21 protein-coding genes are annotated in these 24,400 nt (G+C 62.0%); 6 read left to right on the top strand and 15 right to left on the bottom strand.

What is annotated here, in order from left to right; all coding sequences use genetic code 11:
• Nucleotides 1-35: 35 nt before the first annotated feature.
• Nucleotides 36-1,811 carry a glyoxylate carboligase gene (gene gcl, locus CQW31_RS07260; protein WP_054884142.1) on the bottom strand — a complete coding sequence of 592 codons (1,776 nt, stop codon included), beginning with the start codon at nt 1,809-1,811 and terminating at the stop codon, nt 36-38.
• Between the two features lie 257 nt (nt 1,812-2,068).
• Between gcl and CQW31_RS07255 the strand changes: the two genes are divergently transcribed.
• Nucleotides 2,069-2,509, top strand: a complete 441-nt coding sequence (locus CQW31_RS07255; protein WP_008091653.1) for a heme-binding protein — start codon at nt 2,069-2,071, stop codon at nt 2,507-2,509.
• Between the two features lie 105 nt (nt 2,510-2,614).
• Here the strand turns inward: CQW31_RS07255 and CQW31_RS07250 are convergent, their stop codons facing one another.
• Nucleotides 2,615-3,226, bottom strand: coding sequence for a TetR/AcrR family transcriptional regulator (locus CQW31_RS07250; protein WP_054884140.1), 612 nt, complete (start codon nt 3,224-3,226; stop codon nt 2,615-2,617).
• 132 nt (nt 3,227-3,358) lie between these two features.
• Here CQW31_RS07250 and CQW31_RS07245 point away from each other — a divergent pair, with 132 nt between their 5' ends.
• Nucleotides 3,359-4,273 (top strand): DUF808 domain-containing protein, encoded by a 915-nt coding sequence (locus CQW31_RS07245; RefSeq protein ID WP_099814180.1) that lies wholly within the window; start codon nt 3,359-3,361, stop codon nt 4,271-4,273.
• A 139-nt stretch (nt 4,274-4,412) separates the two neighbouring features.
• Here CQW31_RS07245 and CQW31_RS07240 read toward each other — a convergent pair whose 3' ends face one another.
• Nucleotides 4,413-6,356: an LTA synthase family protein gene (locus CQW31_RS07240; RefSeq protein ID WP_099814179.1), complete on the bottom strand. Its 1,944-nt coding sequence runs from the start codon at nt 6,354-6,356 to the stop codon at nt 4,413-4,415.
• A gap of 149 nt (nt 6,357-6,505) precedes the next feature.
• On the opposite strand from CQW31_RS07240, the gene CQW31_RS07235 reads away from it, so the two are divergent.
• Nucleotides 6,506-6,796, top strand: coding sequence for a hypothetical protein (locus tag CQW31_RS07235; RefSeq protein ID WP_054884137.1), 291 nt, complete (start codon nt 6,506-6,508; stop codon nt 6,794-6,796).
• 88 nt (nt 6,797-6,884) lie between these two features.
• Here the strand turns inward: CQW31_RS07235 and CQW31_RS07230 are convergent, their stop codons facing one another.
• The 7 genes from CQW31_RS07230 to puuE all read right to left on the bottom strand — a co-directional run bounded on the left by CQW31_RS07230 (nt 6,885) and on the right by puuE (nt 13,868).
• Nucleotides 6,885-7,667, bottom strand: coding sequence for an outer membrane protein OmpK (locus CQW31_RS07230; protein ID WP_054884136.1), 783 nt, complete (start codon nt 7,665-7,667; stop codon nt 6,885-6,887).
• A gap of 350 nt (nt 7,668-8,017) precedes the next feature.
• Nucleotides 8,018-8,803 (bottom strand): outer membrane protein OmpK, encoded by a 786-nt coding sequence (locus CQW31_RS07225; protein WP_054884195.1) that lies wholly within the window; start codon nt 8,801-8,803, stop codon nt 8,018-8,020.
• 144 nt (nt 8,804-8,947) lie between these two features.
• Nucleotides 8,948-10,303 (bottom strand): nucleobase:cation symporter-2 family protein, encoded by a 1,356-nt coding sequence (locus CQW31_RS07220; protein ID WP_054884135.1) that lies wholly within the window; start codon nt 10,301-10,303, stop codon nt 8,948-8,950.
• Between the two features lie 195 nt (nt 10,304-10,498).
• The gene (locus CQW31_RS07215; protein WP_054884134.1) at nt 10,499-11,827 is read right to left on the bottom strand and encodes a urate hydroxylase PuuD; all 1,329 of its coding nucleotides are present in this window, start codon (nt 11,825-11,827) and stop codon (nt 10,499-10,501) included.
• Between the two features lie 45 nt (nt 11,828-11,872).
• Nucleotides 11,873-12,376, bottom strand: a complete 504-nt coding sequence (locus CQW31_RS07210) for an ureidoglycolate lyase (protein ID WP_054884133.1) — start codon at nt 12,374-12,376, stop codon at nt 11,873-11,875.
• A 50-nt stretch (nt 12,377-12,426) separates the two neighbouring features.
• Nucleotides 12,427-12,942 carry a 2-oxo-4-hydroxy-4-carboxy-5-ureidoimidazoline decarboxylase gene (gene uraD / locus CQW31_RS07205; protein WP_099814178.1) on the bottom strand — a complete coding sequence of 172 codons (516 nt, stop codon included), beginning with the start codon at nt 12,940-12,942 and terminating at the stop codon, nt 12,427-12,429.
• A complete protein-coding gene (gene puuE / locus CQW31_RS07200) occupies nt 12,942-13,868 on the bottom strand; it encodes an allantoinase PuuE (RefSeq protein ID WP_054884131.1) in 927 nt (308 codons plus the stop codon). Before puuE ends, uraD begins: the two co-directional genes overlap by 1 nt.
• A 375-nt stretch (nt 13,869-14,243) precedes the next feature.
• On the opposite strand from puuE, the gene uraH reads away from it, so the two are divergent.
• Nucleotides 14,244-14,597 carry a hydroxyisourate hydrolase gene (uraH, locus tag CQW31_RS07195; protein ID WP_054884130.1) on the top strand — a complete coding sequence of 118 codons (354 nt, stop codon included), beginning with the start codon at nt 14,244-14,246 and terminating at the stop codon, nt 14,595-14,597.
• A 173-nt stretch (nt 14,598-14,770) separates the two neighbouring features.
• On the opposite strand, the gene CQW31_RS07190 is transcribed toward uraH, so the two are convergent.
• Nucleotides 14,771-16,120, bottom strand: coding sequence for an NCS2 family permease (locus tag CQW31_RS07190; RefSeq protein ID WP_099814177.1), 1,350 nt, complete (start codon nt 16,118-16,120; stop codon nt 14,771-14,773).
• A gap of 285 nt (nt 16,121-16,405) precedes the next feature.
• On the opposite strand from CQW31_RS07190, the gene CQW31_RS07185 reads away from it, so the two are divergent.
• Nucleotides 16,406-17,161 carry a GntR family transcriptional regulator gene (locus tag CQW31_RS07185; RefSeq protein WP_054884128.1) on the top strand — a complete coding sequence of 252 codons (756 nt, stop codon included), beginning with the start codon at nt 16,406-16,408 and terminating at the stop codon, nt 17,159-17,161.
• Between the two features lie 236 nt (nt 17,162-17,397).
• On the top strand, nt 17,398-18,096 hold the full coding sequence (gene aqpZ, locus CQW31_RS07175) for an aquaporin Z (RefSeq protein WP_054884127.1): 699 nt from the start codon (nt 17,398-17,400) through the stop codon (nt 18,094-18,096).
• Here aqpZ and guaD read toward each other — a convergent pair.
• The 4 genes from guaD to xdhA form a co-directional block, all read right to left on the bottom strand.
• Nucleotides 18,093-19,397 carry a guanine deaminase gene (gene guaD, locus CQW31_RS07170; protein WP_054884126.1) on the bottom strand — a complete coding sequence of 435 codons (1,305 nt, stop codon included), beginning with the start codon at nt 19,395-19,397 and terminating at the stop codon, nt 18,093-18,095. The two genes, aqpZ and guaD, sit on opposite strands and share 4 nt — an antisense overlap.
• A 10-nt stretch (nt 19,398-19,407) precedes the next feature.
• Nucleotides 19,408-20,253 (bottom strand): xanthine dehydrogenase accessory protein XdhC, encoded by an 846-nt coding sequence (gene xdhC, locus CQW31_RS07165; protein WP_099814176.1) that lies wholly within the window; start codon nt 20,251-20,253, stop codon nt 19,408-19,410.
• Nucleotides 20,254-20,413: 160 nt separating this feature from the next.
• Nucleotides 20,414-22,813 (bottom strand): xanthine dehydrogenase molybdopterin binding subunit, encoded by a 2,400-nt coding sequence (xdhB, locus tag CQW31_RS07160; RefSeq protein WP_099814175.1) that lies wholly within the window; start codon nt 22,811-22,813, stop codon nt 20,414-20,416.
• Nucleotides 22,806-24,260, bottom strand: coding sequence for a xanthine dehydrogenase small subunit (xdhA, locus tag CQW31_RS07155; RefSeq protein ID WP_099814174.1), 1,455 nt, complete (start codon nt 24,258-24,260; stop codon nt 22,806-22,808). Before xdhA ends, xdhB begins: the two co-directional genes overlap by 8 nt.
• Nucleotides 24,261-24,400: the final 140 nt, after the last annotated feature.

The raw sequence follows: 24,400 nt of genomic DNA, 5'->3' as shown, positions 1-24,400 counted from the left end.
AAGGCCCCCAGGGCAAGCCTGGGGGCGTCAGGCGATCAGTCCAGCAGCGAGATGGCGGTTGGCGCGTCGTTACCGACCAGGGCCAGGTCTTCGAACTCGTTGACCGCGTTGATCTCGGTGCCCATGGAAATGTTGGTCACACGCTCGAGGATCACTTCGACCACGACCGGCACGCGGAACTCTTCGGCCATCTTCTGTGCCTTGAGCAGGGCAGGGGCGATCTCGGCCGGCTCGAACACGCGGATGGCCTTGCAGCCCAGGCCTTCGACCACAGCAACGTGGTCGACACCGTAGGTGGCAGCGTCGGTCGAGTTGATGTTCTCGAACGCCAGTTGTACACAGTAATCCATGTCGAAGCCACGCTGTGCCTGACGGATCAGGCCCAGGTAGGCGTTGTTCACCAGCACGTGGACGTACGGCAGGTTGAACTGCGCACCGACGGCCAGTTCTTCGATCATGAACTGGAAGTCGTAGTCACCCGACAGCGCGACGACCTTGCGCTTCGGATCGGCTTTGACCACGCCCAGCGCGGCTGGGATGGTCCAGCCCAGCGGGCCGGCCTGGCCGCAGTTGATCCAGTGGCGTGGCTTGTACACGTGCAGGAACTGCGCACCGGCGATCTGCGACAGGCCGATGGTGCTGACATAGCAGGTGTCCTTGCCGAATACCTGGTTCATCTCTTCGTATACGCGCTGCGGCTTGACCGGCACGTTGTCGAAGTGGGTCTTGCGCTGCAGGCTCGCCTTGCGCTGCTGGCAATCTTCCAGCCAGGCCTTGCGGCACTTCAGCTTGCCTGCGGCTTTCCACTCGCGGGCCACTTCGAGGAACACGTCCAGCGCCTTGCCAGCGTCGGAAACGATACCCAGGTCCGGGGTGAATACGCGGCCGATCTGGGTCGGTTCGATGTCCACGTGCACGAACTTGCGGCCTTCGGTGTAGACGTCGACGGAACCGGTGTGGCGGTTGGCCCAGCGGTTACCGATACCGAACACCAGGTCGGATTTCAGCAGGGTGGCGTTGCCGTAGCGGTGCGAGGTCTGCAGGCCGACCATGCCGACCATCTGTGCGTGGTCGTCCGGGATGGTGCCCCAGCCCATCAGGGTCGGGATTACCGGTACGCCGGTCAGTTCGGCGAACTCGACCAGCTTGTCGCTGGCGTCGGCGTTGATGATGCCGCCACCGGCTACCAGCAGCGGGCGCTCGGCGTCATTGAGCAGGGCCAGGGCTTTTTCGGCCTGTACGCGGGTGGCGGACGGCTTGTTGATTGCCAGTGGCTCGTAGGCGTCGATGTCGAATTCGATTTCGGCCATCTGCACGTCGAACGGCAGGTCGATCAGCACCGGGCCTGGGCGGCCGGTGCGCATTTCATAGAAGGCCTTCTGGAAAGCGTAGGGCACTTGGCCCGGCTCCAGAACGGTGGTGGCCCATTTGGTGACTGGCTTGACGATATTGGTGATATCGACAGCCTGGAAGTCTTCCTTGTGCAGGCGGGCACGGGGTGCCTGGCCGGTGATGCAGAGGATCGGGATGGAGTCGGCCGAGGCGCTGTACAGGCCGGTGACCATGTCGGTGCCGGCTGGGCCGGAGGTACCGATGCACACGCCGATGTTGCCTGGGTTGGCCCGGGTGTAGCCCTCGGCCATGTGCGAGGCGCCTTCGACGTGACGAGCGAGGACGTGATCGATGCCACCGACTTTCTTCAGGGCCGAATACAGCGGGTTGATGGCAGCCCCCGGGATGCCGAACGCGGTATCTACACCTTCACGGCGCATGACCAGAACGGCTGCATCGATTGCTCTCATTTTGCTCATGGTTTGTGCCTCATTGATTTTGTAATTGTATACAACTTGCTTTGTGCCAGAGTGTATTCATGGCTGGCCGCTCAGGTCAACGGGTTTTCGTCGGACACGATCCCTTTCGTTCGAGCGCCCGTGAAAACGGTGGTTTGCGGTATCGCATACGATCGTTTCAATTTATTGTATACAAAAACTAATTCAGTTGTGTTCTATTGGTTCATCGGTTTTTCACCTGCCCTCAGGGCTTCTCACAACAAGAAGAGGACCTTTCCATGAACGCTTTGAACCTGAAAGTCGCCGTCAGCCTGGTGAACGCCGCGCTGGCGGCGGGCCGCAAGATCAATGCAGCGCCACTGACCGTGGCCGTGCTGGATGCCGGCGGGCACTTGCTGGCCTTGCAGCGCGAGGACGGCGCCAGCTTGATTCGCCCGGAAGTGGCCACCGGCAAGGCCTGGGGTGCGATTGCCCTGGGCAAGGGCTCGCGCCTGCTGGCGCTGGATGCGCAGCAACGGCCGGCGTTTTTCGCGGCGTTGAACGGCCTGGGCGAGCGGCCGGTGGTGCCGGCGCCGGGTGGTGTGCTGATTCGTGATCAGGATGGCAAGGTGCTGGGCGCTGTGGGGATCAGCGGCGATACGTCGGATATCGACGAGCAGTGCGCGATCAGTGCGATCGAAGAGGTGGGGTTGAAGGCTGATGCGGGTGTAGCGGCTTAATTCTCTACTGCCTGTTCTGGCCTATTCGCGGGCACGCCCGCTCCCACAGGTACAGCGCTATCCCTGTGAGAGCGGGCGTGCCCGCGAATGGCTTACATAGGTGGCTCAGGCCGCCTCGGGCTCACAGCCCTTGAGCACCATGCGAATGATGGTGTCGGCCGCAGCATCGTAATCGCTGTCGGCCAGCCTGGCCTTGCCGGTCACCGCCGAAATCTGCCAATCGAAATCGGCATAGGTCTGGGTCGCCGCCCAGATGCTGAACATCAGGTGGTGGGCATCGACATGGGCGATCTGCCCGCGGTCGATCCAGCGCTGGATGCACTCGATGTTGTGCCGGGCTTGCTCGTTCAGCTGTTCCACCTGGCTTGGCGAGAGGTGCGGTGCGCCATGCATGATTTCGCTGGCGAACACCTTCGAGGCATGGGGCAGGTCACGCGAAATGCGGATCTTCGAGCGGATGTAAGCACTCAATACTTCTTTCGGATCACCGTCGGCATTGAACGGCGTCGATGCCTGCATGATCGGCGCGATGATGCTCTCCAGGACCTCGCGGTAGAGGTTGTCCTTGGATTTGAAGTAGTAATACACGTTCGGCTTGGGCAGGCCGGCCTTGGCGGCGATGTCACTGGTCTTGGTGGCGGCGAAGCCCTTGTCGGCGAATTCTTCACTGGCTGCGCGCAGGATCAGCTCCTTGTTGCGCTCGCGAATGGTGCTCATGGTCAGGGATCTTCCTCGTGTCTGGCCACCTCTAAGAGGGATCGGGCATGGTAGCACCGCGCCCGACGGGCGCTCAAGGCAGGGGCTTTGGGCTAGAATCCGGCAAATCGACTCATTCGGATACAAACAGACATGGCAGGAAGCAGTTTACTGGTACTGATCGACGATATCGCCACGGTGCTCGACGATGTGTCGGTGATGACCAAGGTTGCGGCGAAAAAGACCGCAGGTGTGCTGGGCGACGACCTGGCGCTCAATGCCCAGCAGGTTACCGGTGTGCGCGCCGATCGCGAGCTTCCGGTGGTTTGGGCGGTGGCCAAGGGCTCGTTGGTGAACAAGGCGATTCTGGTGCCGGCGGCGCTGTTGATCAGCGCGTTCATCCCTTGGGCGGTGACGCCGCTGCTGATGCTTGGCGGCGCCTACCTGTGCTTCGAAGGCTTCGAGAAGCTGGCGCACAAGTTTCTGCACAGCAAGGAAGAGGACGAGCTGCATCACGAGGCACGCAAGGAGGCTGTGGCCGATGCCGCTGTCGACCTCGTAGCGTTCGAGAAAGCCAAGGTCAAGGGCGCGGTGCGTACCGACTTCATCCTCTCCGCCGAAATCATCGCCATTACCCTGGGCATCGTCGCCGACACGCCGCTGACACAGCAAATCATCGTGCTCTCGGGCATCGCGGTGGTCATGACCATCGGTGTGTATGGCCTGGTGGGGGGGATCGTCAAGCTTGACGACCTGGGGCTGTGGATGACCCAGAAATCTTCAGCGCTGTCCCGTTCGATCGGCAATGGCATCCTGCGAGCCGCGCCCTACATGATGAAGAGCCTCTCGGTGATCGGTACTGCGGCGATGTTCCTGGTCGGTGGCGGCATTCTGGTACACGGCGTGGCGCCGCTGCATCACGCAATAGAGGCGTTCAGCGAAGGGCGCGGAGGGGCGCTGACCAGCGGCCTGCTCAATGGCGTGGCCGGTGTGCTGGCCGGGGCCGTGGTACTGGCAGTGGTGGCGGTTGCGGGGAAACTGTGGCGTATGGTTCGCCCGGTCCGCTAAGGCTGTATGGCCGGGGCTTCGCCCCGGTTCGCGGGCTCGCCCGCTCCCACAGGAATCGCGCATGCCCTGAAGCTGGCGCTCAACCTGTGGGAGCGGGCAAGCCCGCGAACACCGGCGGAGCCGGTGCCATGCATCGCGATCAGTTTTCGGTCGTGGCGCCCTGCAGCTCGGGCTTCCAGGCCAGCAGGCCCTGGCTGAAGCCGTAGGCCGCGCTCTGGTAGTAGGCGATCGCCCGGCGGATCAGCGGGTTGTCGCTGGCGACCGTGGTTTCGTGGCTCTTGCCCAGCGCGTCTTCATGCACACGCATGCCGCCACGCGGGCTGAGAATGGCCAGGTCGTTGCCATCGAACAACCCCAGGTGCTGATAGTTGCCGATCAGCACCCGTGGTGGCAGGTCGTCTTGCTTGAGCAGGTCGCGGCCGAAGAAGGTCGAGGTGTAGTCGAAGTTGAGCAGGCCCAGCAGGGTCGGGGCCAGGTCGATCTGGCTGGCCAGCTTGCTGTCTTCGCGGGGCTCGATCATTTTTGGCGCGTAGATCCACAGCGGAATCTGGTAGTTGTTCACCGGCAGGTCCTCGACCCCGGCACTGCCGGCCGTGTGGTCGGCGACAAACACGAACAAGGTGTTGTCGAACCATGGCTTGCCCTTGGCTTCCTTGAGGAACTGAGCGATGGCATGGTCGGTGTACTTCACCGCGCCTTCGCGGCCGTCGCCTGACGGAATGTCGATGCGGCCGTCCGGGTAGGTGTAGGGGCGGTGGTTCGAAGTGGTCATCAGCTGCAGGAAGAACGGCTTCTGCCGGGCGTAATCGGCATCGGCCAGCTTGAGGGTCTGCCGGTACAGGTCCTCGTCGGCCATGCCCCAGGCATTCTTGAAACTGATTTCGCTTTCATCGACGCTGCTCTGGTCGACGATGCGGTAGCCGTTGCCGCTGAAAAACGCATTCATGTTGTCGAAGTAGCCGCGCCCGCCGTAGACGAATACCGCGTCATAGCCTTTGGCGGTCAGTTGCTGGCCGAGACTGGCGTAGTCGCTTTCGCGGCCGATGCGCTTGACGATCGAGCGGCCCGGGGTAGGCGGGATCGACAGGGTGATGGCTTCCAGGCCGCGGTCGGTACGGGTGCCGGTGGCATAGAAATTGTTGAAGTACAGGCTCTCGCGGCGCAGGGCATCGAGGTTCGGCGTGAGGTTGCGCGCATCGCCGTTACTGCCCATGTACTTGGCGCTGAAGCTTTCGATGGTCACCAGGATGATGTTGGGCGTGCGCTGCTCACCGTTTGCACTGATGTGGCGGCGGATGTCCTGGGGTTCCTGGCCCTGGAACTGTGCATTGGGTTCGGCCAGCTCCTGATGCATCTGCGCGCCGACTTCGCCGGCGCCGAGGCTGGCGTAGAACTGGGTGTAGTCCAGTTCGTTGTTACGGAAGGCGGCGAAGAACTGGTACGGGCCGTTGCTGGCCAGCTCGCGCTGATAGGCATTGCCGCCCTGGCCGCGTGGGAACTGCTGGTCGATCACTACGCTGTTCAGGCCGACCAGTACGGCCAGCACAGCCAGCCCGGACACGCGCTGACGCGAGGTGGCGGCAGGGCCGGCGAGGGCCTGGGCCAATGGCTTGCGCAACACCAGGGCAAGCAGGACCGCAGCCACCGCGATGCCGCTGAGCAATGCGGGCAGTGGGTAGGACTCGCGGATGTTGTCCAGCACTTCCTTGGAATAGACCAGGTAGTCGACGGCGATGAAGTTGAAGCGTACGCCGAATTCGTCCCAGAACAGCCACTCGGCCACGGCAACGAACAGCATCACGAACAGGCTGACCACCAGCAAGCCGCCAAGCAGCCAATGGTGGGCGCGCGAGCGCCACAATCTGGTTGGGCACAGCGCCAGGTACAGGCCCAGCGGCAAGGCCGTGTAGATGAGGAAGCTCAGGTCGTAGATCGCCCCGTCAAAGAAGATCGAAAAATAGTTGCCGCTGAACTCATTCATATGAGTGAACAGCAATAACAATCGTGTCAGCAGGAAGATGCCGAACCAGGTTGAGCAAAGCAACAGCAGATAGCGCCAGGGCGCAGGTAGGGGAGTACGCATCTAGTTGGCCTGTTTTCTTTCTTGGGTGTGCGAGGCCGACAGTCTAGTAGAAAAGTTGCAAAAATATTGTCAAAAATTCGCCGTTCGTGCGAAGGCGATGGCTTTATAGGCGTAACTTGCGATTTCAGAGTTGATCGGAAGGAAAACACATGTTTGGTGTGCTGACTCACGACGCCTGTCACTTGGCCCTGTACCTGCTCACGGCGCTTGCCTGGTGGGCTCTGGGGCTTGGCCTCGTGCTGCGCGGTGCGCACTTTCAGGCGCTTTGGAAGTGTTGCGCGATGCTCGGCTTGGTCTTGGCGATCAAGTCGGTAGTGCTGGTGCTGGATATCTTAAGGGTCATACCGCACCACCAAGTGGAGTTGGTATTGCTGGTATTTGGAATCGTGCTGCCGGCGGGCATTTTTCTGACCTGTAAGGCAACTTCTATTTGTAAGTAAGACAGCGCTGAAAATGTTGTAAGTTAAAGCTTACAAGTGAGAACTATGACGGCGCCGCCAGGTAACGGCGCTGTCACGTTTCAGCCGATCAGAAGTGCACTTTCACCAGGAAACTCATGGTGTTCTGGTCGGTGGTGAAACCATCACTGTCCTTGATGCCGTACTTGTCTTTCCAGTAATCGTACTCGACACCGACATACAGCTGCTTCTCGCCCAGGTGCAGGGCCTTGCCCAGGTCGTACTTGATTTGCGGGTTGAAGTGCAGGTTGGCGTGGTAAGTACCGTGACGGTTCTCGTCGTTGTCAACGACCCAGTCCATGAAGCCGTCGATCAGCACATCGGAGTCACCGACCGGAATGGTGTAGGACCAGACCGGAGTGATCTGCCAGACATTGTTACCCGCGCGGCTGCCTTCAGGCATGCGGTTGTAGAAGTTGAGCTGGAAGTAGTCGAAGCCAGGAATGTTCAGGTCGAAGCCCGGGCCGATCAGGTACGACTCGACGTCACCCTCGCCAAACTCGTAGGTCGCGGCCAGCAGCACGTCCTTGACCGGGCCAAACTCAAGCTTCTGGTCGAAAATCTTGCCAAACGACAGGCGCGGGCTGAATTCGCCGTAGTAGCTGTTGGGGCCGTTGTTGGCGTCCTTCTTGCCCTGGTAGAAAATCTTGTCGACGAAGAAGAAATTGTCGCCGTACTTCCAGCCATCGGCATGTTCGAAGGTGAAGGTTTGCTGGATCTCTGGGTTGACCTTGAAGTTCTTGCCCCACAGGTAGGTCAGGCTGTTGTTCTGCCACTGCAGCAGGTCGCCGGCGAAGGTGGTGCCGCAGGCCAGCAGGCCGCCCGCGAGAATCAGGCTGTTGATAGTACGCATTGCGAGTGTCGCTCCCTTGATTGATCTGTTGTCAGCGCTCGTTGGCGCTTTTTTGTCTTTTGAGTCAGCTTTTTTCGATTGGCCACAACTGTTTGGCAAGAGCTGCGCCAACTTTTCGGGGTTAGCTGCTACCTTCCTGCTCGACTCGTTCTGAACGGATGAAAATGGGTATTTCAGGCTGGCAACACGTCGGCCAACCGCCCGAATTCATTGACTGAGCGGTCAGTAAACGCCGGCAGAATCCATTGTGCCGTGATCGAGGGGGCGCGCAGATTACTGGCTTGCGCGCCGCGCCTCAAGTGCTCCGTCCTGGAGCACGGTGATTCAAACTTGGGCGTTTGGTCAGATTTTCAGAAGTGTACTTTGATCAGCGCGCTGGCGACACTTTGATTACTGTCCAGATTGCCGCGGCTGTCGATGCCGTACTTGTCTTTCCAGTAGCTGTATTCGAAGCCGACGTAGAGCTGTTTGGCACCGATATTCAGGGCCTTGCCCAGGTCATACTTGACCTGCGGGTTGAAGTGCAGGTTGGCATGGTAGGTGCCACGTTTGTTCTGGTCGTTGTCGGTGACCCAGTCCATGTAACCGTCGATCAGAATGTCGGATTTGCCCACAGGGATGGTGTAGGACCAGCCGGGGGTAATCTGCCAGACGTTGTCACCGGGGCGGCTGCCCTCGGTGTTGCGCACATAGAAGTTCAGGGTGAAGTAGTTGAAGCCGGGAATGTCCAGGTCGAAGCCGGGGCCGATCAGGTAGGCCTCGTTGTCGCCTTCGCCGCGTTCGTAGGTCATGGCCAGCAGCACGTCCTTGACCGGGCCAAAGGCGAGCTTCTGGTCGAAGATCTTGCCGAACGATAGGCGCGGGCTGAACTCACCGTAGTAGGTGGTCACGCCTTTGCCGGGATCGGGTTTGCCGTTGTAGAAGATCTTGTCGACGAACATGAACGTGTCGCCGTACTTCCATTTGTTGGCATGCTCGAAGGTGACGGTCTGCTGGATGCTCGGGTTGACCTTGAAATCCTTGCCATACAGGTAGGTCAGGCTTTCGCCGTGCCACAGCAGCCAATCGCCTGCATGGGCGGGGAGGGTGGCCAGCAGGCTGCTGCCCAGCAGCAGGCTTGATGCGATGCGCTTCATGTTGTGATTCCCGGACTTATTGTTTTTGTTGGCGGTTTTTTCGGCGCGCAGGCGCCCCGAGCGGCCCATTCCGGCGGGCCGACGGTGAAACGGTTACTACGGAATGTGAGCAGGGGCGGCACGCTGCGCCGCCCCGCTCAGGGCTCAATGCTGGTGGCAGGCGTCGTTATGCACGGCGCGCTCGGCACCACCCAGGATGTTGAACAGCACGTTGAGCACCAGGGCACTGACCGTGGCCATGGCGATCCCGCTGTGGGTGATGGGTTCCATCCACTGCGGCATTTGCGCGAAGAACTCCGGCTTGACCACGGGGATCAGGCCAAAGCCGACGCTCACCGCCACCAGCAACTGGTTGCGGCGGTCGCCGATGTCGGCTTCCTGGAGGATCTTGATCCCGGTGGCGGTGACCATGCCGAACATGGCGATGGACGCGCCGCCCAGCACCGCAGGCGGGATCGAGGCGATCAGGAAGGCCGCCTTGGGCAGCAGGCTGAGCATGATCAGCAGGGCACCGGCCATTACTGTGACGTAACGGCAACGCACGCCAGTCATCTGCACCAGGCCGATGTTCTGGGCGAACGATGAGTGGGTGAAGGTGTTGAAGAAGCCGGCGACGAACGACGCACCGGCATCGCACAACAGGCCGCGACGCAACATCCCAGGTGTCACTTCGCGGTCTGTCACCTTGCCCAGGGCGAGGAACATGCCCGTCGACTCGACGAAGATGATCACCACCACCAGGCACATCGACAGGATCGGCGCCAGGCTGAAGGTCGGCATGCCGAAGTGCAGTGGCGTGACCACTTGCAGCCACGGCGTGTCGCCCAGGCCCGACAGGTCGACCATGCCGATGGAGCCGGCCAGGATGTAGCCAAGGCCCATGCCCACCAGCACCGACACGTTGACCCAGAAGCCGCGCATGAAGCGGTTGATCAACAGGATGACTGCCAGCACCAGGCCAGCCACCAGCAGGTAGATCGGCGAACCGAAGGTGGTGGCGTCCTGGCCGCCACCCGCCCAGTTGACCGCTACGGGGAACAGCGACAGGCCAATCGAGGTGATCACCGTACCGGTGACCAGGGGCGGGAAGAAGCGTACGACCTTGGACATGAACGGCGCGATCAGCATGCCGAAGAACCCGGCAGCGATGGTCGCGCCGAAGATCCCCTGCAGGCCTACGCCCGGCATGCCGGCCATGGCCACCATGCTGCCGACGGCAGCAAAACTGGCACCCATCATCACCGGCATGCGGATCCCGACCGGGCCGATACCGAACGACTGGATGATGGTAGCGACACCGGCCACCAACAGGTCGGCGTTGATCAGGAAAGCGACTTCTTCACGGGACAAACCCGCGGCCTGGCCGATGATCAGAGGGACGGCGATCGCCCCCCCGTACATCAGCAACACATGTTGCAGGCCAACCAGGATCAGTTGGAACAGGGGCAGAGGCTGTCGCGGCGGCGCAACTGGGATGTACGCCTTGCGTGACTCGGACATGCAGCACCTCGAGTTTTGTTTTTATTCTCGGATCCAAGCGCCGGTCGCAAGCGGCGGGCCAAGGCAGCCCGGTTTTCCCGCCAGCAGTCGAACGCTCGATGCTTGCTTGTTGCGTATGTCTTGAAGCGGAGGCCGGATTTACCGGCCTCTTCGCGGGCAAGCCACTCCCACAACGAGAGCGGGGTGCCCGATGGATCAGTTGACCTGAGCGCCTTTGGCGATCCAGTCACCGACGAGCTTGCGCTCTTCGGCGGTCATCTGGGTGATGTTGCCCAGCGGCATGATCTGGCTGGCGACCGCTTGCGCCTGAATGCGCGCGGCCTGGGCCTGGATCTGCTGCGGGGTGTCGAACATCACGCCGGCCGGTGCTGCGCTGAACAGTGGGCTGGTCGGTTTCGACGAGTGGCACACGCTGCAGCGTTCCTGGATGACTTTATGGATCTTCTCGAAGTCGCCACCGGCGGCTTGAGCCGTTGCCTGGGCCGGGGCCTCGGCGGGTGCGGCTGGTGCTTCGGCGGCCTTGGCGGCTTCTTCAGCGCGCAGTTCGGCTGCGGTCTTGCCCCCGACGGCGGTGGCTGGCAGTGGCTGGTACTCGACCTTCGCTGCGGCCTGCTCAGGGCTGACAGCCATCGGCTTGGGACCGGTGACGTAGGCCAGGCAGATCATCGCCAGGGCACCGACCGGCAGGGTCCAGGCGTACTTGTTGCTGTCGTGGCGGGTGTTGAAGTAGTGGCGGATCAGAACCGCGGCTACTGCGATACCGGCCAGGATCAGCCAGTTGTACTGGCTACCGTAGGTGCTCGGGAAGTGGTTGCTGATCATGATGAACAGCACCGGCAGGGTGAAGTAGTTGTTGTGACGCGAGCGCAGCAGGCCCTTGGCCGGCAGTACCGGGTCCGGTGTCTGGTTGTTCTCGATCGCCGCCACCAGCTGGCGCTGTGCCGGCATGATGATGCGGAACACGTTGCCGACCATGATGGTGCCGATGATCGCGCCGGTGTGCAGGTACGCACCACGGCCGCTGAACACCAGGCTGAAGCCGAAGCAGGCAGCAATGATCAGGACGAACAGCACGGCGCCGAGCAGGGCAGGGTGCTTGCCCAGCGGCGAGTCGCACAGGAAGTCGTAGATGAACCAGCCGGCGACCAGCGAACCGATACCGATGGCCACGCCTTCGGCACCGCTCAGGGTGCTGCCGGGTGCCAGCAGGTACAGGCTCGGGTTCCAGTAGAACACCACGCACAGCAAGGCGATACCGGACATCCAGGTGAAGTAGGCTTCCCATTTGAACCAGTGCAGGTTCTCGGGCATTTTCGGGGGGGCGAGCTTGTATTTCTCCAGGTGGTAGATACCACCGCCGTGAATCGCCCAGAGATCACCCGACAACCCATCGCGCGGGTTGCTTCGGTTCAGGTGGTTCTCCAGCCAGACGAAGTAGAACGATGCACCGATCCAGGCCACGCCGGTGATCATGTGAACCCAGCGAATGCTCAGGTTCAGCCATTCGTGAAGGTGTGCTTCCACAGTATGTACCTCTGCCGATCACCGTGAACGATGACCGACCTTTTCTTATTGGTGGGGATTGAGGATCAGCATCTGTTCCTCGGTGAAGTAATGCTCATCGCAGTTGTTGCCAGAACCGCTGCGATCAACCACCAGGAAGTCATCCCGCTTTTCGATCGTCAGCACCGGGTGGTGCCAGACGCCGCGATGGTAATTAACGCCCTGCCTGCCGTTACTACGGAAGGCACGGACCAAGCCTGATACAGGTGCATCGCCAACGGGCGCGACCACGATCAGAAAGGGGTTGCCGAGCAGCGGGATGAAAGCCTGGCTGCCCAGCGGATGGCGTTCCAGCATGCGCACGGTCAGCGGCATGTCCTGCGCGTCGGCGCGGAAGATGCTGATGATCGCCTTGTCTTCGGGCTCTGCGGTCTCGACCGTGGCGAGCTTGTGGAAGCGCATGGTCGAGCCGTTGTTGATCATGAAGTGATCGCTGCCATCGGTTTCGATCACGTCTCCGAATTCGGCGAAGGCTTCTTTGGTCAGGGGCTCGATCATCAGGGTGCGCATGCGGATATCTCTTCTATTGTTCGATGTGCTGAATAAGGTTCGGCTGTTGCTTACAGCTGCAACAGGCGGAACAGGGCGATCAGGTTGATCTGCGCCAGGGCTTCCTTGAATTCGGTATCGGCATCGTTATGGATGCGGTTTTCGAAGGAGGCGAGGATCTGGTGCCGGTTGCTCCCTTTTACCGCCATGATGAACGGGAACTGGAACTTGGCTTTGTAGGCGTCATTCAGCTCGGTGAAACGGGCGAACTCTTCGGCGGTGCACTGGTGGATGCCGGCGCCGGCCTGCTCATTGGTGCTCGATTCGGTCAGCTCGCCCTGGATGGCGGCCTTGCCGGCCAGGTCCGGGTGAGCGTTGATCAGCGCCAGCTGGTCGGCATGGTTGGCGCTGAGCAGGATGTCGCTCATGCGCTGGTGCAGCGCCTCGATCTCGTCCAGTTCGCCCAGCTGGCCCAGGTCGTAGGCTTTTTCGGCGACCCACGGCGAGTGCTCGTAGATGTCGGCGAACATCTTGACGAAGGCGTCACGGTCCAGGGCGGATGGCTTGAGGGTCTTGAAGGCGGTCATCAGGCGTTCTCTTTCTTGTACGGGTGGGTGGCGTGCCAGTGGCGGGCGATGTCCACGCGGCGGGCGAACCAGACCTGGTCGTGGCTCTTGGCGTAGTCGACGAAGCGCTTGAGCGCAGCCAGGCGCGCCGGGCGGCCGACCAGGCGGCAGTGCAGGCCGATGGACAGCATCTTCGGGGCTTCGGCGCCTTCGGCGTAGAGCACGTCGAACGCGTCTTTGAGGTACTGGAAGAACTGCTCGCCGCAGTTGAAGCCCTGCACCTGGGTGAAGCGCATGTCATTGGTGTCGAGGGTGTACGGGATCACCAGGTGCGGCTTGCCGGTCGGGTTGTTCGGTTCCCAGTACGGCAGGTCGTCGTCATAGGTGTCGCTGTCATAGAGGAAGCCACCTTCCTCCATCACCAGGCGGCGGGTGTTCGGGCCGGTGCGGCCGGTGTACCAGCCCAGGGGGCGCTCGCCGGTGATTTCGGTGAGGATGCGGATGGCTTCGAGCATATGCTCGCGCTCCTGGGCCTCGTCCATGTTCTGGTAGTCGATCCAGCGGTAGCCGTGGCTGCAGATCTCGTGGCCGGCTTCGGCCATGGCGCGGATCACATCGGGATGGCGCTGGGCGGCCATGGCCACGGCGAAGATGGTCAGCGGTACACCGCTGTCCTTGAACAGCTTGAGCAGGCGCCAGACGCCGGCGCGGCTGCCGTACTCGTACAGCGACTCCATGCTCATGTTGCGCTGGCCCTGCAGTGGCTGGGCAGCGACCATCTCGGAGAGGAAGGCTTCGGACTCTTTGTCACCGTGCAGGATGTTGCGTTCGCCACCTTCCTCGTAGTTGAGGACGAAAGACAGCGCGATGCGAGCGTTGCCCGGCCATTGCGGGTGAGGAGGGTTGTTGCCGTAACCGATCAGGTCGCGAGGATAGTCAGCGCTCACTGCAGTCTTCCTTCTTGTGTGTTAGTGCGGGGTGGGCGGGCCGCGTCGGGATGTCGCACCACCGGATGGGCTGATTGTATACAACTTCTGAAATCTTTTGTAAGCCTGTTTTTCCGCATTTCTTCCCTTTTGTCGCTTGAGAATCCGTTGCAAGAAACCTGCCTGTTTGGTCAGTTAATTCTGTTGGGCTCTGCACGGTGCCTGTAGTTGCGACTGATGGCCGGTTTACCGGGGCTGAGGCGGAATGGATCAAAAAATTGTGTACAATCTGGCGCTGAAATGTCTTAATGGCCTTCATTCCCCGCACAGTGCGGGCCCCATCCCGGGGCAGCTGTGTATTTTTTGCCCATAGAGTGAACAAGAGGCGACAAGCAGATGGGACGTTTGACCACACACGTACTGGATGCCGCGCATGGCTGCCCAGGCAGCTCGATCAAGGTCGAGCTGTACCGCGTCGAAGGCCAGCAGCTGGAGCTGGTGAACACTGCCTTGACCAACAGCGATGGCCGCGTCGACGCGCCGCTGCTGCAAGGGGACGATTACCGTACCGGCGTCTACCAGCTGCAGTTCAGCGCTGGCGCCTACTACCGTGCCCGCGGCGTACAACTGCCGGATACGGCGTTTTTGGATGTTGTCGTGCTGCGCTTCGGCATCGATGAAAAGCAGGAGCATTACCACGTGCCGCTGCTGATCTCGCCGTACAGCTATTCGACCTATCGCGGAAGCTAGTTGGTCGCTAGAAGAATCTTCGTAGGTCCTTTGGCCCGCTCTCACACTGGCGGGCTTTTTTTCGTCTGCAGGAAGGTGACAGGCGCGGATTCTGCGGTATTCATGAGATCGAGCGCCGCGCGGGCGAGGCTCGATCTCGGGACTGCTGAAAATCTGAAGCCAGGCTCCCTCGGTCAGAGGAACACGAACTTGGCAATGAAGATCGCGCACAGCACCCAAAGGCTGGCGGAGATTTCCTTGTACTTGCCGGTACCTGCCTTCAACGCCACATAGCTGATGAAGCCCAGGGCAATACCATCGGCGACCGAGAAGGTCAGCGGCATCATGATCACCGTGACGATCGCCGGAATGCTGTCGGTGGCTTCGTCCCAGTGGATGTGCGCCATGCTGCCCATCATCAGCATCGCCACATAGATCAGCGCACCGGCAGTTGCGTAAGCCGGGATCATGCCGGCCAGTGGCGCGAAGAACATCGCCGCCACGAACAGAACGCCCACCACCACAGCCGTCAAGCCGGTTCGGCCACCCGCAGCCACACCAGCAGCGCTTTCTACATAGCTCGTTACCGGTGGTACGCCGACCACCGCGCCAAACACGCTCGAAGCACTGTCCGCCTTCAATGCCCGCGACAGGTTCTCGATGCGCCCGTCCGGCGCCACCAGGTTGGCCCGCTGGGCCACACCCATCAACGTGCCGGCGGTGTCGAACATGTGCACGAACAGGAAAGCCAGCACCACGCTGATCATGCTGACGTTGAACACGCCGGCCACGTCCATGGCCATCCAGGTCGGTGCCAGGCTCGGCGGCATCGACATCACCCCGCCGAACTTGACCAGGCCCAGGCCCCAGCCCGCCAGGGTGACGCCGATGATGCTGATCAGGATCGCACCGAATACCCGCTTGTAGCTGAGGATGGCAATCAGCAGGAAGCACAGCGCGGCCAGCAGCGGCCCTGGTTCATGCAGCGAGCCCAGCTTGATCAGGGTGGCCGGGCTATCAACGATGATGCCGGCCGTCTTCAGGCCGATCAGCCCGAGAAACAACCCGACGCCGGCCCCCATGGCATGGCGCAGGCTCACCGGGATGCTGTTGAGCAGCCACTCGCGCACGCGGGACAAGGTCAGGAACATGAACAGCACACCGGAGACGAACACAGCCCCCAGCGCGGTTTCCCAGTTGTAGCCCATGGTGCCGACCACGGTGTAGGTAAAGAAGGCGTTGAGCCCCATGCCTGGTGCCAGGCCCACCGGCCAGTTGGCGTACAGGCCCATCAGCAGGCAGCCCAGTGCGGCGGCGATGCAGGTGGCGACGAAGGCGGCACCGTGGTCGATGCCGGCGTCGGCCATGATGTTGGGGTTGACGAAGATGATGTAGGCCATGGTGATGAAGGTGGTCACCCCGGCGATCAGTTCGGTTTTGACGGTGCTGCCGTGTTGCTCGAGTTTGAAAATCCGCTCCAGCCAACTCGTTTCGAGCGGTGGCGCGAGATCCAGCGTAGGGGCTTCGGATTTGCGGCTTTCCACAGCGAGTACTCCTCAAGTCTTTCTTGTTGTTGTGGGAGCCAGGGTCCTGAGCAATGCACTTGGTGGCTCCTCGAGGGAAGGCAGACGTCTGACGCGTTTTGTTGACTTACGGGTCAAGAAGTTGCTCGGTGGATTATGCTTTTGTGTACAAAGAATGCAAATAATGTTTTATGTTTCGTGCGCGCAATGCGTCGTACAACGGCTATATAGGCAAAACGCCCCCTGCGGAATCGCCTCAGCCTGTGTACAATGGCGCCATACTTTCTCTTCGTGCCTCGAGAGCCCATGAACGAACAGCTGCAACCTCTGAAAAAACCTGCGCGCACTGGCAAGGCCGGCCGCAGTGGTACCCAGGACGACATCGTCTACGCGCATATCTTCGAGGCGATCCTCGAGCAGCGATTGGCGCCGGGCACCAAGTTGAGCGAGGAAGCGCTGGGCGAGATCTTTGGCGTCAGCCGCACCATCATCCGCCGCGCCCTGTCGCGCCTGGCCCACGAAAGCGTGGTGCTGCTGCGGCCGAACCGCGGTGCCGTGGTGGCCAGCCCGACGGTGGAAGAGGCCCGCCAGGTGTTCTTCTCGCGGCGCATGGTCGAACGCGCCATCACCGAGCTGGCGGTGCAGCATGCCACCCTGGAGCAGCTCAACGAACTGCGCCAGATGGTGCGCGAGGAGCGTGACAGCTTCTCCCGTGGCGACCGCGGTGCCGGTATCAGGCTTTCCGGCGAGTTCCACCTGAAGCTGGCCGAGGCCGCAGGCAACGCCCCGCTGGTCAGCTTCCAGCGCAGCCTGGTGTCGCAGACTTCGCTGATCATTGCCCAGTATGAGACCGGCACGCGCTCACACTGCTCATACGACGAGCACATGCAGCTGATCGATGCGATCGAGGCGCGTGATGCCGAACAAGCGGTGAGCCTGATGATGCACCACATGGACCATATCGACAGCAAGCTGAACCTAGACGAGGAAAGCGCTTCGGACGATCTGCATGCGGTGTTCTCGCACCTGCTGAAAAAGCCCAAGGCGTCCGTTAAGGGTTGATCGTTTGCAAAGCCTTGCGTCATTCCCTTGTGGGAGCGGCTTCAGCCGCGAACACCAGCAACGCCGGTGCCATCCACCGCGGTGCCTGTTTCGCGGGTAAACCCGCTCCCACAAGGATTGCGAATGACAGTCGTTAGTGGCCATAAACCAAACGTCTGCTAAATTCTTGTGAGCAAACCTTCATCAAGCAGTTGGGCTTGCGCATCCATTGCGTTCCACTTCTTGAGGATAGGTCGATGACCATGTCTCTGGGTACACGGATGGGGGCCGAACTGGTCGGCACCTTCTGGTTGGTTCTGGGTGGTTGTGGCAGTGCCGTACTCGCAGCGAGTTCTCCGGTCGGCATCGGTGTGCTCGGTGTCGCCTTCGCCTTCGGTCTCACCGTACTGACCATGGCCTTCGCCATCGGTCATATCTCCGGTTGTCATCTCAACCCCGCCGTCTCGTTCGGGCTGGTGGTCGGCGGCCGCTTCCCGGCCAAAGAGCTGTTGCCCTACGTGATTGCCCAAGTGATCGGTGCCATCCTTGCTGCGGGTGTCATCTATCTGATCGCCAGCGGCAAGGCCGGCTTCGAGCTGTCCTCGGGCCTTGCCTCCAACGGTTACGCCGACCATTCGCCCGGCGGCTACACACTGGGCGCGGGCTTCATCAGTGAAGTGGTGATGACCGCCATGTTCCTGGTGGTGATCATGGGCGCCACCGATGCGCGCGCCCCGGCAGGCTTCGCGCCGATTGCCATCGGCCTGGCCCTGACCCTGATCCACCTGATCTCGATCCCGGTGACCAATACCTCGGTCAACCCCGCGCGCAGCACGGGGCCGGCCTTGTTCGTCGGTGGTTGGGCCCTGCAGCAGCTGTGGCTGTTCTGGGTGGCGCCGCTGATCGGGGCTGCGATCGGCGGCGCGCTGTACCGGGGCCTGGCGAAAGAGCCTTAGCGCTGATGCACGCAACGCCCGGCGGCGTAGGTTTCGCGTACGGTGCGGTCGTCGCCCAGGGTGGTCAGCACGAACAGGGTTTCCTCGATACTGCTGGACTGCTGAATGCGGTAGTCCAGCAGCGGCGTGGCCTTGTAGTCGAGCACCACGAAGTCGGCATCGTTGCCTGGGCGCAGGCTGCCGATACGGTCGTCCAGGCGCAAGGCGCGAGCGCCACCGAGGGTGGCCAGGTACAGCGATTTGTACGGGTGCAGGCGCGCGCCTTGCAGCTGCATCACTTTGTAGGCCTCGTTCAAGGTGTTTAGCAGCGAGAAGCTGGTGCCGGCGCCAACATCGGTGCCCAGGCCCACGTTGACCTTGAAACGCTCAGCCTGGGGCAGGTTGAACAGGCCGCTGCCGAGGAACAGGTTGGAGGTCGGGCAGAAAGCCACGGCCGAACCGGTTTCGGCCAGGCGCTGGCATTCGCTGTCGCACAGGTGCACGCCATGGGCGAACACCGAGCGCTCGCTGAGCAGCTCGAAGTGGTCGTAGACGTCCAGATAGCCGTTCTGCTCGGGGAATAGCGCTTTCACCCAGTCGATTTCCTTGAGGTTCTCGGACAGGTGGGTGTGCATGTACAGGCCCGGGTACTCCTTGAGCAACTGGCCGGCCAGGGTCAGCTGCTCCGGCGTGCTGGTCGGGGCGAAGCGTGGGGTCACGGCATAGTGCAGGCGGCCCTTGCCGTGCCAGCGCTCGATCAGCTGCTTGCTCTCGATGTAGCCGGACTCGGCGGTGTCGGTCAGGTAGTCCGGGGCGTTGCGGTCCATCATCACCTTGCCGGCAATCATCCGCAGGTCCAGGCGTTCGGCTTCTTCGAACAGGGCATTGACCGACTGCGGATGCACGCTGCCAAACACCAGGGCAGTGGTGGTGCCGTTGCGCAGCAGCTCCTTGAGGAAGATCTTCGCCACCTTGTCGGCGTGATCCTTGTCGGCGAACTGTTTTTCGCAAGGGAAGGTGTAGGTATTGAGCCAGTCCAGCAGTTGCTCGCCGTAGGAGCCGATCATGCCGGTCTGGGGGAAGTGGATATGGGTATCGATGAAACCCGGGGTGATCAGAGCATCCTGGTAATGCACCACTTCAATGTCGGCCGCCAGGCTCGGCAGCAGCTCGCTGGCTGGGCCGACGGCGCTGATGCGGCCATCGTCGATCACCAGCAGGCCGTCCTCGAAATACTCATGGGAAGCGTCCAGGCCTACCTCGGCCGGGTCGGCGATGCTGTGCAGGATGGCGGCACGGTAGGCTTTGCGGGTAACGGTCATAACACACTCGTCAAATGGCTTGGCTGCGCCGGGAGGGCGGCAGCAACTGGGCAATGGGGCCGGCATTGGCGGCAGCGTCGTGCTGGCCGAAGCAGGCGTTGTAGTTGGCAATGATTTCGCCAGCGATGGACACGGCAATCTCGATCGGCAGCTTGCCCTTGACCTCGGGCAGGCCCATCGGGCAGCGCATGCGTGCCAGCTGCCCATCGTCGTAGCCGCGCTCGCGCAGGCGGTGCTCGAACTTGACCCGCTTGGTTTTCGAGCCGATCAGGCCGAACCAGGTGAAGTCGTTGCGCTTGAGAATGGCGGCGGTCAGTTCCAGGTCGAGCTGGTGGTTGTGGGTCATGACGATGCAGTAGCTGCCCGGCGGCAGGTCCGCGACTTCGTCGACCGGTTCTTCACTGACGACCTTGCTCACCCCGTTGGGGATGAATTCGGGGAATTCCTGTTCACGCGAGTCGATCCAGCGCACCCGGCAGGGCAGCGCGGCGAGCAAGGGTACCAGAGCACGGCCGACATGGCCCGCACCGAACACGGCGATGTGCGCCTGCACCGCAGCCATCGGCTCGAACAGCAGCACGGTGGCACCGCCACAGCACTGGCCGAGGCTGGCGCCGAGGCTGAAGCGCTCCAGGTGCGGGGTGTAGCGGTGTTCCTCGAGCATCTGCCGGGCGATGTGCAGGGCCTTGTATTCCAGGTGGCCGCCGCCGATGGTGTCGAACAGGCCGGTGGCGCTGACGACCATCTTCGAACCGGCGTTGCGCGGGGTCGAGCCGCGCTCCTCGATAATGGTCACCAGCACGCAGGCTTCGCCGCGAGACTGGTGGTCGGCGAGGGCGTTGATCCATTGGTGCATGATTCAACCTCTCTCAAGAGCGACGCGGTCCCTGTAGGAGCGGCCTTGTGTCGCGAAAGGGCTGCGAAGCAGCCCCAGCTATCTTCATTGCTGCACAGATCCTGGGGCCGCTTCGCGACCCTTTCGCGACACAAGGCCGCTCCTACAGGGCCTTGCGTTGTCAGTGGGTGACGGTTTCCAGTTCCTGTACAGTCGGTTGCTGCTGGGCCACCGCCTTGCGCATCTGTTCACAACCCCACAACACCCGCTCCGGCGTCGCCGGCGCATCCACCTGGGGCTGCACACGGTAGTCGGCAATGCTGGCCACGGCGTCCTTGAGCGCGCACCAGGCGGCAATGCCGAGCATGAACGGCGGCTCGCCCACGGCCTTGGAATGGAACACGGTGTCTTCCGGGTTCTTGCGGTTTTCGACCAGTTTCACCCGCAGGTCCAGCGGCATGTCGGCTACTGCCGGGATCTTGTAGCTGGCAGGGCCGTTGGTCATCAGCTTGCCCTTGGCGTTCCACACCAGCTCTTCGGTGGTCAGCCAGCCCATGCCCTGGATGAAGCCGCCTTCGACCTGGCCGATGTCGATGGCTGGGTTCAGCGAGTCGCCCACGTCATGCAGGATGTCGGCGCGCAGCATCTTGTACTCGCCGGTCAGGGTGTCGACGATCACTTCCACGCAGGCAGCGCCGAAGGCGAAGTAGTAGAACGGCCGGCCGCGTGCCTGGCTGCGGTCGTAGTAGATCTTCGGCGTGCGGTAGAAGCCTGTGGACGACAGCGATACCTGGGCGAAGTACGCCTGCTGCACCAGTTGCTCGAAGCTGACGATCTGGTCGCGCACGCGGACGTGGCCGTTGCGGAACTCGACATCTTCCTCGGTCACCTGGTAGTGCCGTGCGGCAAACTCGGTGAGGCGCTTCTTGAGGATTTCGGCGGCGTTCTGGGCGGCCTTGCCATTCAGGTCGGCGCCACTCGAAGCTGCGGTTGGCGAGGTATTGGGTACCTTGTCGGTATTGGTGGCGGTGATCTGGATGCGGCTGAAGTCGACCTGGAACACTTGCGCCACCACCTGTGCCACCTTGGTGTTAAGGCCCTGGCCCATCTCGGTGCCACCGTGGTTCAGGTGAATGCTGCCGTCGGTATAGATGTGGATCAGCGCACCGGCCTGGTTGAGGAACGTGGCGGTGAACGAAATACCGAACTTGACCGGGGTCAGCGCCAGGCCCTTCTTCAGGACCGGACTGTTGGCATTGAAGCGGCGGATCGACTCGCGGCGCTCGGCGTAGTCGCTGCTGGCTTCGAGTTCGGCAGTCATCTCTTCGAGCATGTTGTGCTCGACGGTCTGGTAGTAGTGGGTGACGTTGCGCTCGGTCTTGCCGTAATAGTTGGCCTTGCGCACGGCCAGCGGGTCGCGGCCGAGGTGGCGGGCGATGTGGTCCATCACCTGCTCGATGGCGACCATCCCCTGCGGGCCACCGAAGCCCCGGTAGGCGGTGTTGGAGGCGGTGTTGGTCTTGCAGCGGTGGCCGTGCACGGTGGCATCGCCCAGGTAGTAGGCGTTGTCGGAGTGGAACATGGCGCGGTCGACGATCGAACCGGACAGGTCGGGCGAGTAGCCGCAATTGCCGGCCAGATCGAGGTTGATGCCGTGCAGGCGGCCGTCGTCGTCGAAGCCGACGTCGTATTCCACGTAGAACGGGTGGCGCTTGCCGGTCATGGTCATGTCTTCGACCCGGGGCAGGCGCATCTTGGTCGGTTGACCAGTCAGGCGGGCGATCACCGCGCACAGGCAGGCCGGGCTGGCAGCCTGGGTTTCCTTGCCGCCGAAGCCGCCGCCCATGCGGCGCATGTCCAGTACTACCTTGTTCATCGGCACGTCGAGCACTTCGGCGACCAGCTTCTGCACTTCGGTGGGGTTCTGCGTAGAGCAGTAGACGATCATGCCGCCGTCCTCGGTGGGCATCACCGAGGAAATCTGGGTTTCCAGGTAGAAGTGCTCCTGGCCGCCGATGTGCAGGGTGCCTTGCAGGCGGTGCGGGGCGCTGGCCAGGGCCGCGGCCGAGTCGCCGCGCTGGTGGGTATGGCTATCGAGCACGAAGTGTTTCTTGCGCAAGGCATCGACCACGTCCAGTACCGGCTCCAGGTCTTCGTATTCGACGATGGCGGCCATGGCCGCTCGGCGGGCGGTGTCGAGATCGCGGGCCGCCACGGCGAGTACCGGCTGGCCGAAGAACTCGACCTTGTCGATGGCCAGCAGCGGGTCGCCGGCCACCACCGGGCCGATGTCCTTCAGCCCTGGAATGTCTTCGTGGGTGATGGCGATGCGCACGCCTTCGAAGGCGTAGCACGGCGAGGTGTCGATGCGCAGGATGCGCGCATGGGCACGGTCTGCGGTGCGCGCATAGACGTGCAATTGATTGGGGAATTCCAGGCGGTCGTCGATGTACAGCGCTTCGCCCGACACATGCTTGTCGGCACTGTCGTGCTTGACGCTGCGGCCGACCCCGGTGGTCAGGTCCTGGCTGAACAGTTCGGCCATCTCGGCCTGGCTCTTGGCTGCGTGATGGTTAGACATAGTCGGTCACCCGGGTCTCGATGTAGGGCGTTTGCTGTTCGATGAAGTACTTGCGCAACAGGTTCTGCGCGGTCAGCAGGCGGTATTCCTTGCTGGCGCGGAAGTCGCTTAGCGGGGTGAAGTCTTCAGCCAGGGCCTGGCAGGCACGCTCGATGCTGGCCTGGTTCCACGGCTTGCCGCGCAGGGCGGCTTCGCAGGCGCGGGCGCGCTTGGGGGTGGCCGCCATGCCGCCGAAGGCGATACGCACGCCGCTGACCACACCGTCTTCGATGCTCAGGTTGAAGGCGCCGCATACGGCGGAAATATCGTCGTCCAGGCGTTTGGACACTTTATAGGCACGGAAGGCCCAGTCGTTGCTGGCGCGAGGCACGATGATCTTCTCGATGAATTCACTGTCCTGGCGGGCCGTGATGCGGTAGTCGATGAAGTAGTCTTCCAGCGGCATGACCCGCTGGCGCTCGCCCTGGCGCAGCACCACCTGCGCATCCAGGGCGATCAGCAGGGGCGGCGAGTCGCCGATCGGCGAGGCATTGCCGATGTTGCCGCCGAGGGTGCCCTGGTTGCGAATCTGCAGCGAGGCGAAGCGGTGCAGCAGGTCGCCGAAGTCCGGGTATTCCTCGTTGAGTGCGCCGTAGCAGTCGGTGAGCGGGGTCGCGGCACCGATTTCCAGGTGGCTGGCGGTCTTGTCGATGCGCTTGAGTTCGGCGACGTGGCCGACATAGATCATCACCGGCAAGGTCTTGTGGAACTGGGTGACTTCCAGCGCCAGGTCAGTACCGCCGGCCAGCAGGCGGGCTTCAGGGTGCGAGCTGTACAACTCGGCCAGGTCGGCCACGGTCAGCGGCACCAGGCAGCGCTTGTCGCCGCTGTTGAGCTCGCCGGTCTGGGTCGGGGCGATGGCCTTGAGGCGGGCGATGGTCTGCTCTTGCTGGGCGTCGAACTGGTCGCGGCAGGGCTGGCGGCAGCTTTGCTCGGCGGCGTCGAGGATCGGCCGATAGCCGGTGCAGCGACACAGGTTGCCGGCCAGGGCTTCCTGGGCCTGATGCCGGTTGGCGCCCTGGCTGTTCTTCTGCAGGGCGAACAACGACATGACGAAACCGGGGGTGCAGAAGCCGCATTGCGAGCCATGGCAATCGGCCATGGCCTGCTGCACGCTGTGCAGTTGGCCCTCGTGCTTGAGGCCTTCGACGCTGATCAGTTGCTTGCCGTTCAGGGAGGAAACGAACGTCAGGCAGGAGTTCAGGCTGCGGTAGCGCAGGCTGTCCTCGCCCTGTTCATCCTGGACAAGCTCGCCGACCACCACGGTGCAGGCGCCGCAGTCGCCACTGGCGCAGCCCTCCTTGGTGCCGGGTTTGCCCAGGTGCTCACGCAGGTACTGCAGCACCGTCATGTTCGGGTCCAGGGCATGCTCACTACGCAGCTCCTGGTTGACGAGAAACTGGATCACGGGGATGGCCTCGCAATGGTTTTATTGTTGTTGAGCGGACAATAAGCAGACCTGTCGCAGTGGTCAATATTTTTCTGACTCAAAGGTCAGGAAATTGCGTATGTCAACGCCCAGCCGAACGCAGCGCCCATATCACAAGC

This window comes from Pseudomonas sp. 382, from assembly GCF_002759075.1.
Classification (GTDB): Bacteria; Pseudomonadota; Gammaproteobacteria; order Pseudomonadales; family Pseudomonadaceae; genus Aquipseudomonas; species Aquipseudomonas vlassakiae.
The sequence above is the reverse complement of the archived record's forward strand: the minus strand, read 5'-3'. Positions and strand labels throughout refer to the sequence as shown.

Bases quoted from the DNA above. Each gene is read 5' to 3' on its own strand.
- gcl (WP_054884142.1), bottom strand. From the start codon at position 1,811: ATGAGCAAAATGAGAGCAATCGATGCAGCCGTTCTGGTCATGCGCCGT.
- CQW31_RS07255 (WP_008091653.1), top strand. From the start codon at position 2,069: ATGAACGCTTTGAACCTGAAAGTCGCCGTCAGCCTGGTGAACGCCGCG.
- CQW31_RS07250 (WP_054884140.1), bottom strand. From the start codon at position 3,226: ATGAGCACCATTCGCGAGCGCAACAAGGAGCTGATCCTGCGCGCAGCC.
- CQW31_RS07245 (WP_099814180.1), top strand. From the start codon at position 3,359: ATGGCAGGAAGCAGTTTACTGGTACTGATCGACGATATCGCCACGGTG.
- CQW31_RS07240 (WP_099814179.1), bottom strand. From the start codon at position 6,356: ATGCGTACTCCCCTACCTGCGCCCTGGCGCTATCTGCTGTTGCTTTGC.
- CQW31_RS07235 (WP_054884137.1), top strand. From the start codon at position 6,506: ATGTTTGGTGTGCTGACTCACGACGCCTGTCACTTGGCCCTGTACCTG.
- CQW31_RS07230 (WP_054884136.1), bottom strand. From the start codon at position 7,667: ATGCGTACTATCAACAGCCTGATTCTCGCGGGCGGCCTGCTGGCCTGC.
- CQW31_RS07225 (WP_054884195.1), bottom strand. From the start codon at position 8,803: ATGAAGCGCATCGCATCAAGCCTGCTGCTGGGCAGCAGCCTGCTGGCC.
- CQW31_RS07220 (WP_054884135.1), bottom strand. From the start codon at position 10,303: ATGTCCGAGTCACGCAAGGCGTACATCCCAGTTGCGCCGCCGCGACAG.
- CQW31_RS07210 (WP_054884133.1), bottom strand. From the start codon at position 12,376: ATGCGCACCCTGATGATCGAGCCCCTGACCAAAGAAGCCTTCGCCGAA.
- uraD (WP_099814178.1), bottom strand. From the start codon at position 12,942: ATGACCGCCTTCAAGACCCTCAAGCCATCCGCCCTGGACCGTGACGCC.
- uraH (WP_054884130.1), top strand. From the start codon at position 14,244: ATGGGACGTTTGACCACACACGTACTGGATGCCGCGCATGGCTGCCCA.
- CQW31_RS07185 (WP_054884128.1), top strand. From the start codon at position 16,406: ATGAACGAACAGCTGCAACCTCTGAAAAAACCTGCGCGCACTGGCAAG.
- aqpZ (WP_054884127.1), top strand. From the start codon at position 17,398: ATGACCATGTCTCTGGGTACACGGATGGGGGCCGAACTGGTCGGCACC.
- guaD (WP_054884126.1), bottom strand. From the start codon at position 19,397: ATGACCGTTACCCGCAAAGCCTACCGTGCCGCCATCCTGCACAGCATC.
- xdhC (WP_099814176.1), bottom strand. From the start codon at position 20,253: ATGCACCAATGGATCAACGCCCTCGCCGACCACCAGTCTCGCGGCGAA.
- xdhB (WP_099814175.1), bottom strand. From the start codon at position 22,813: ATGTCTAACCATCACGCAGCCAAGAGCCAGGCCGAGATGGCCGAACTG.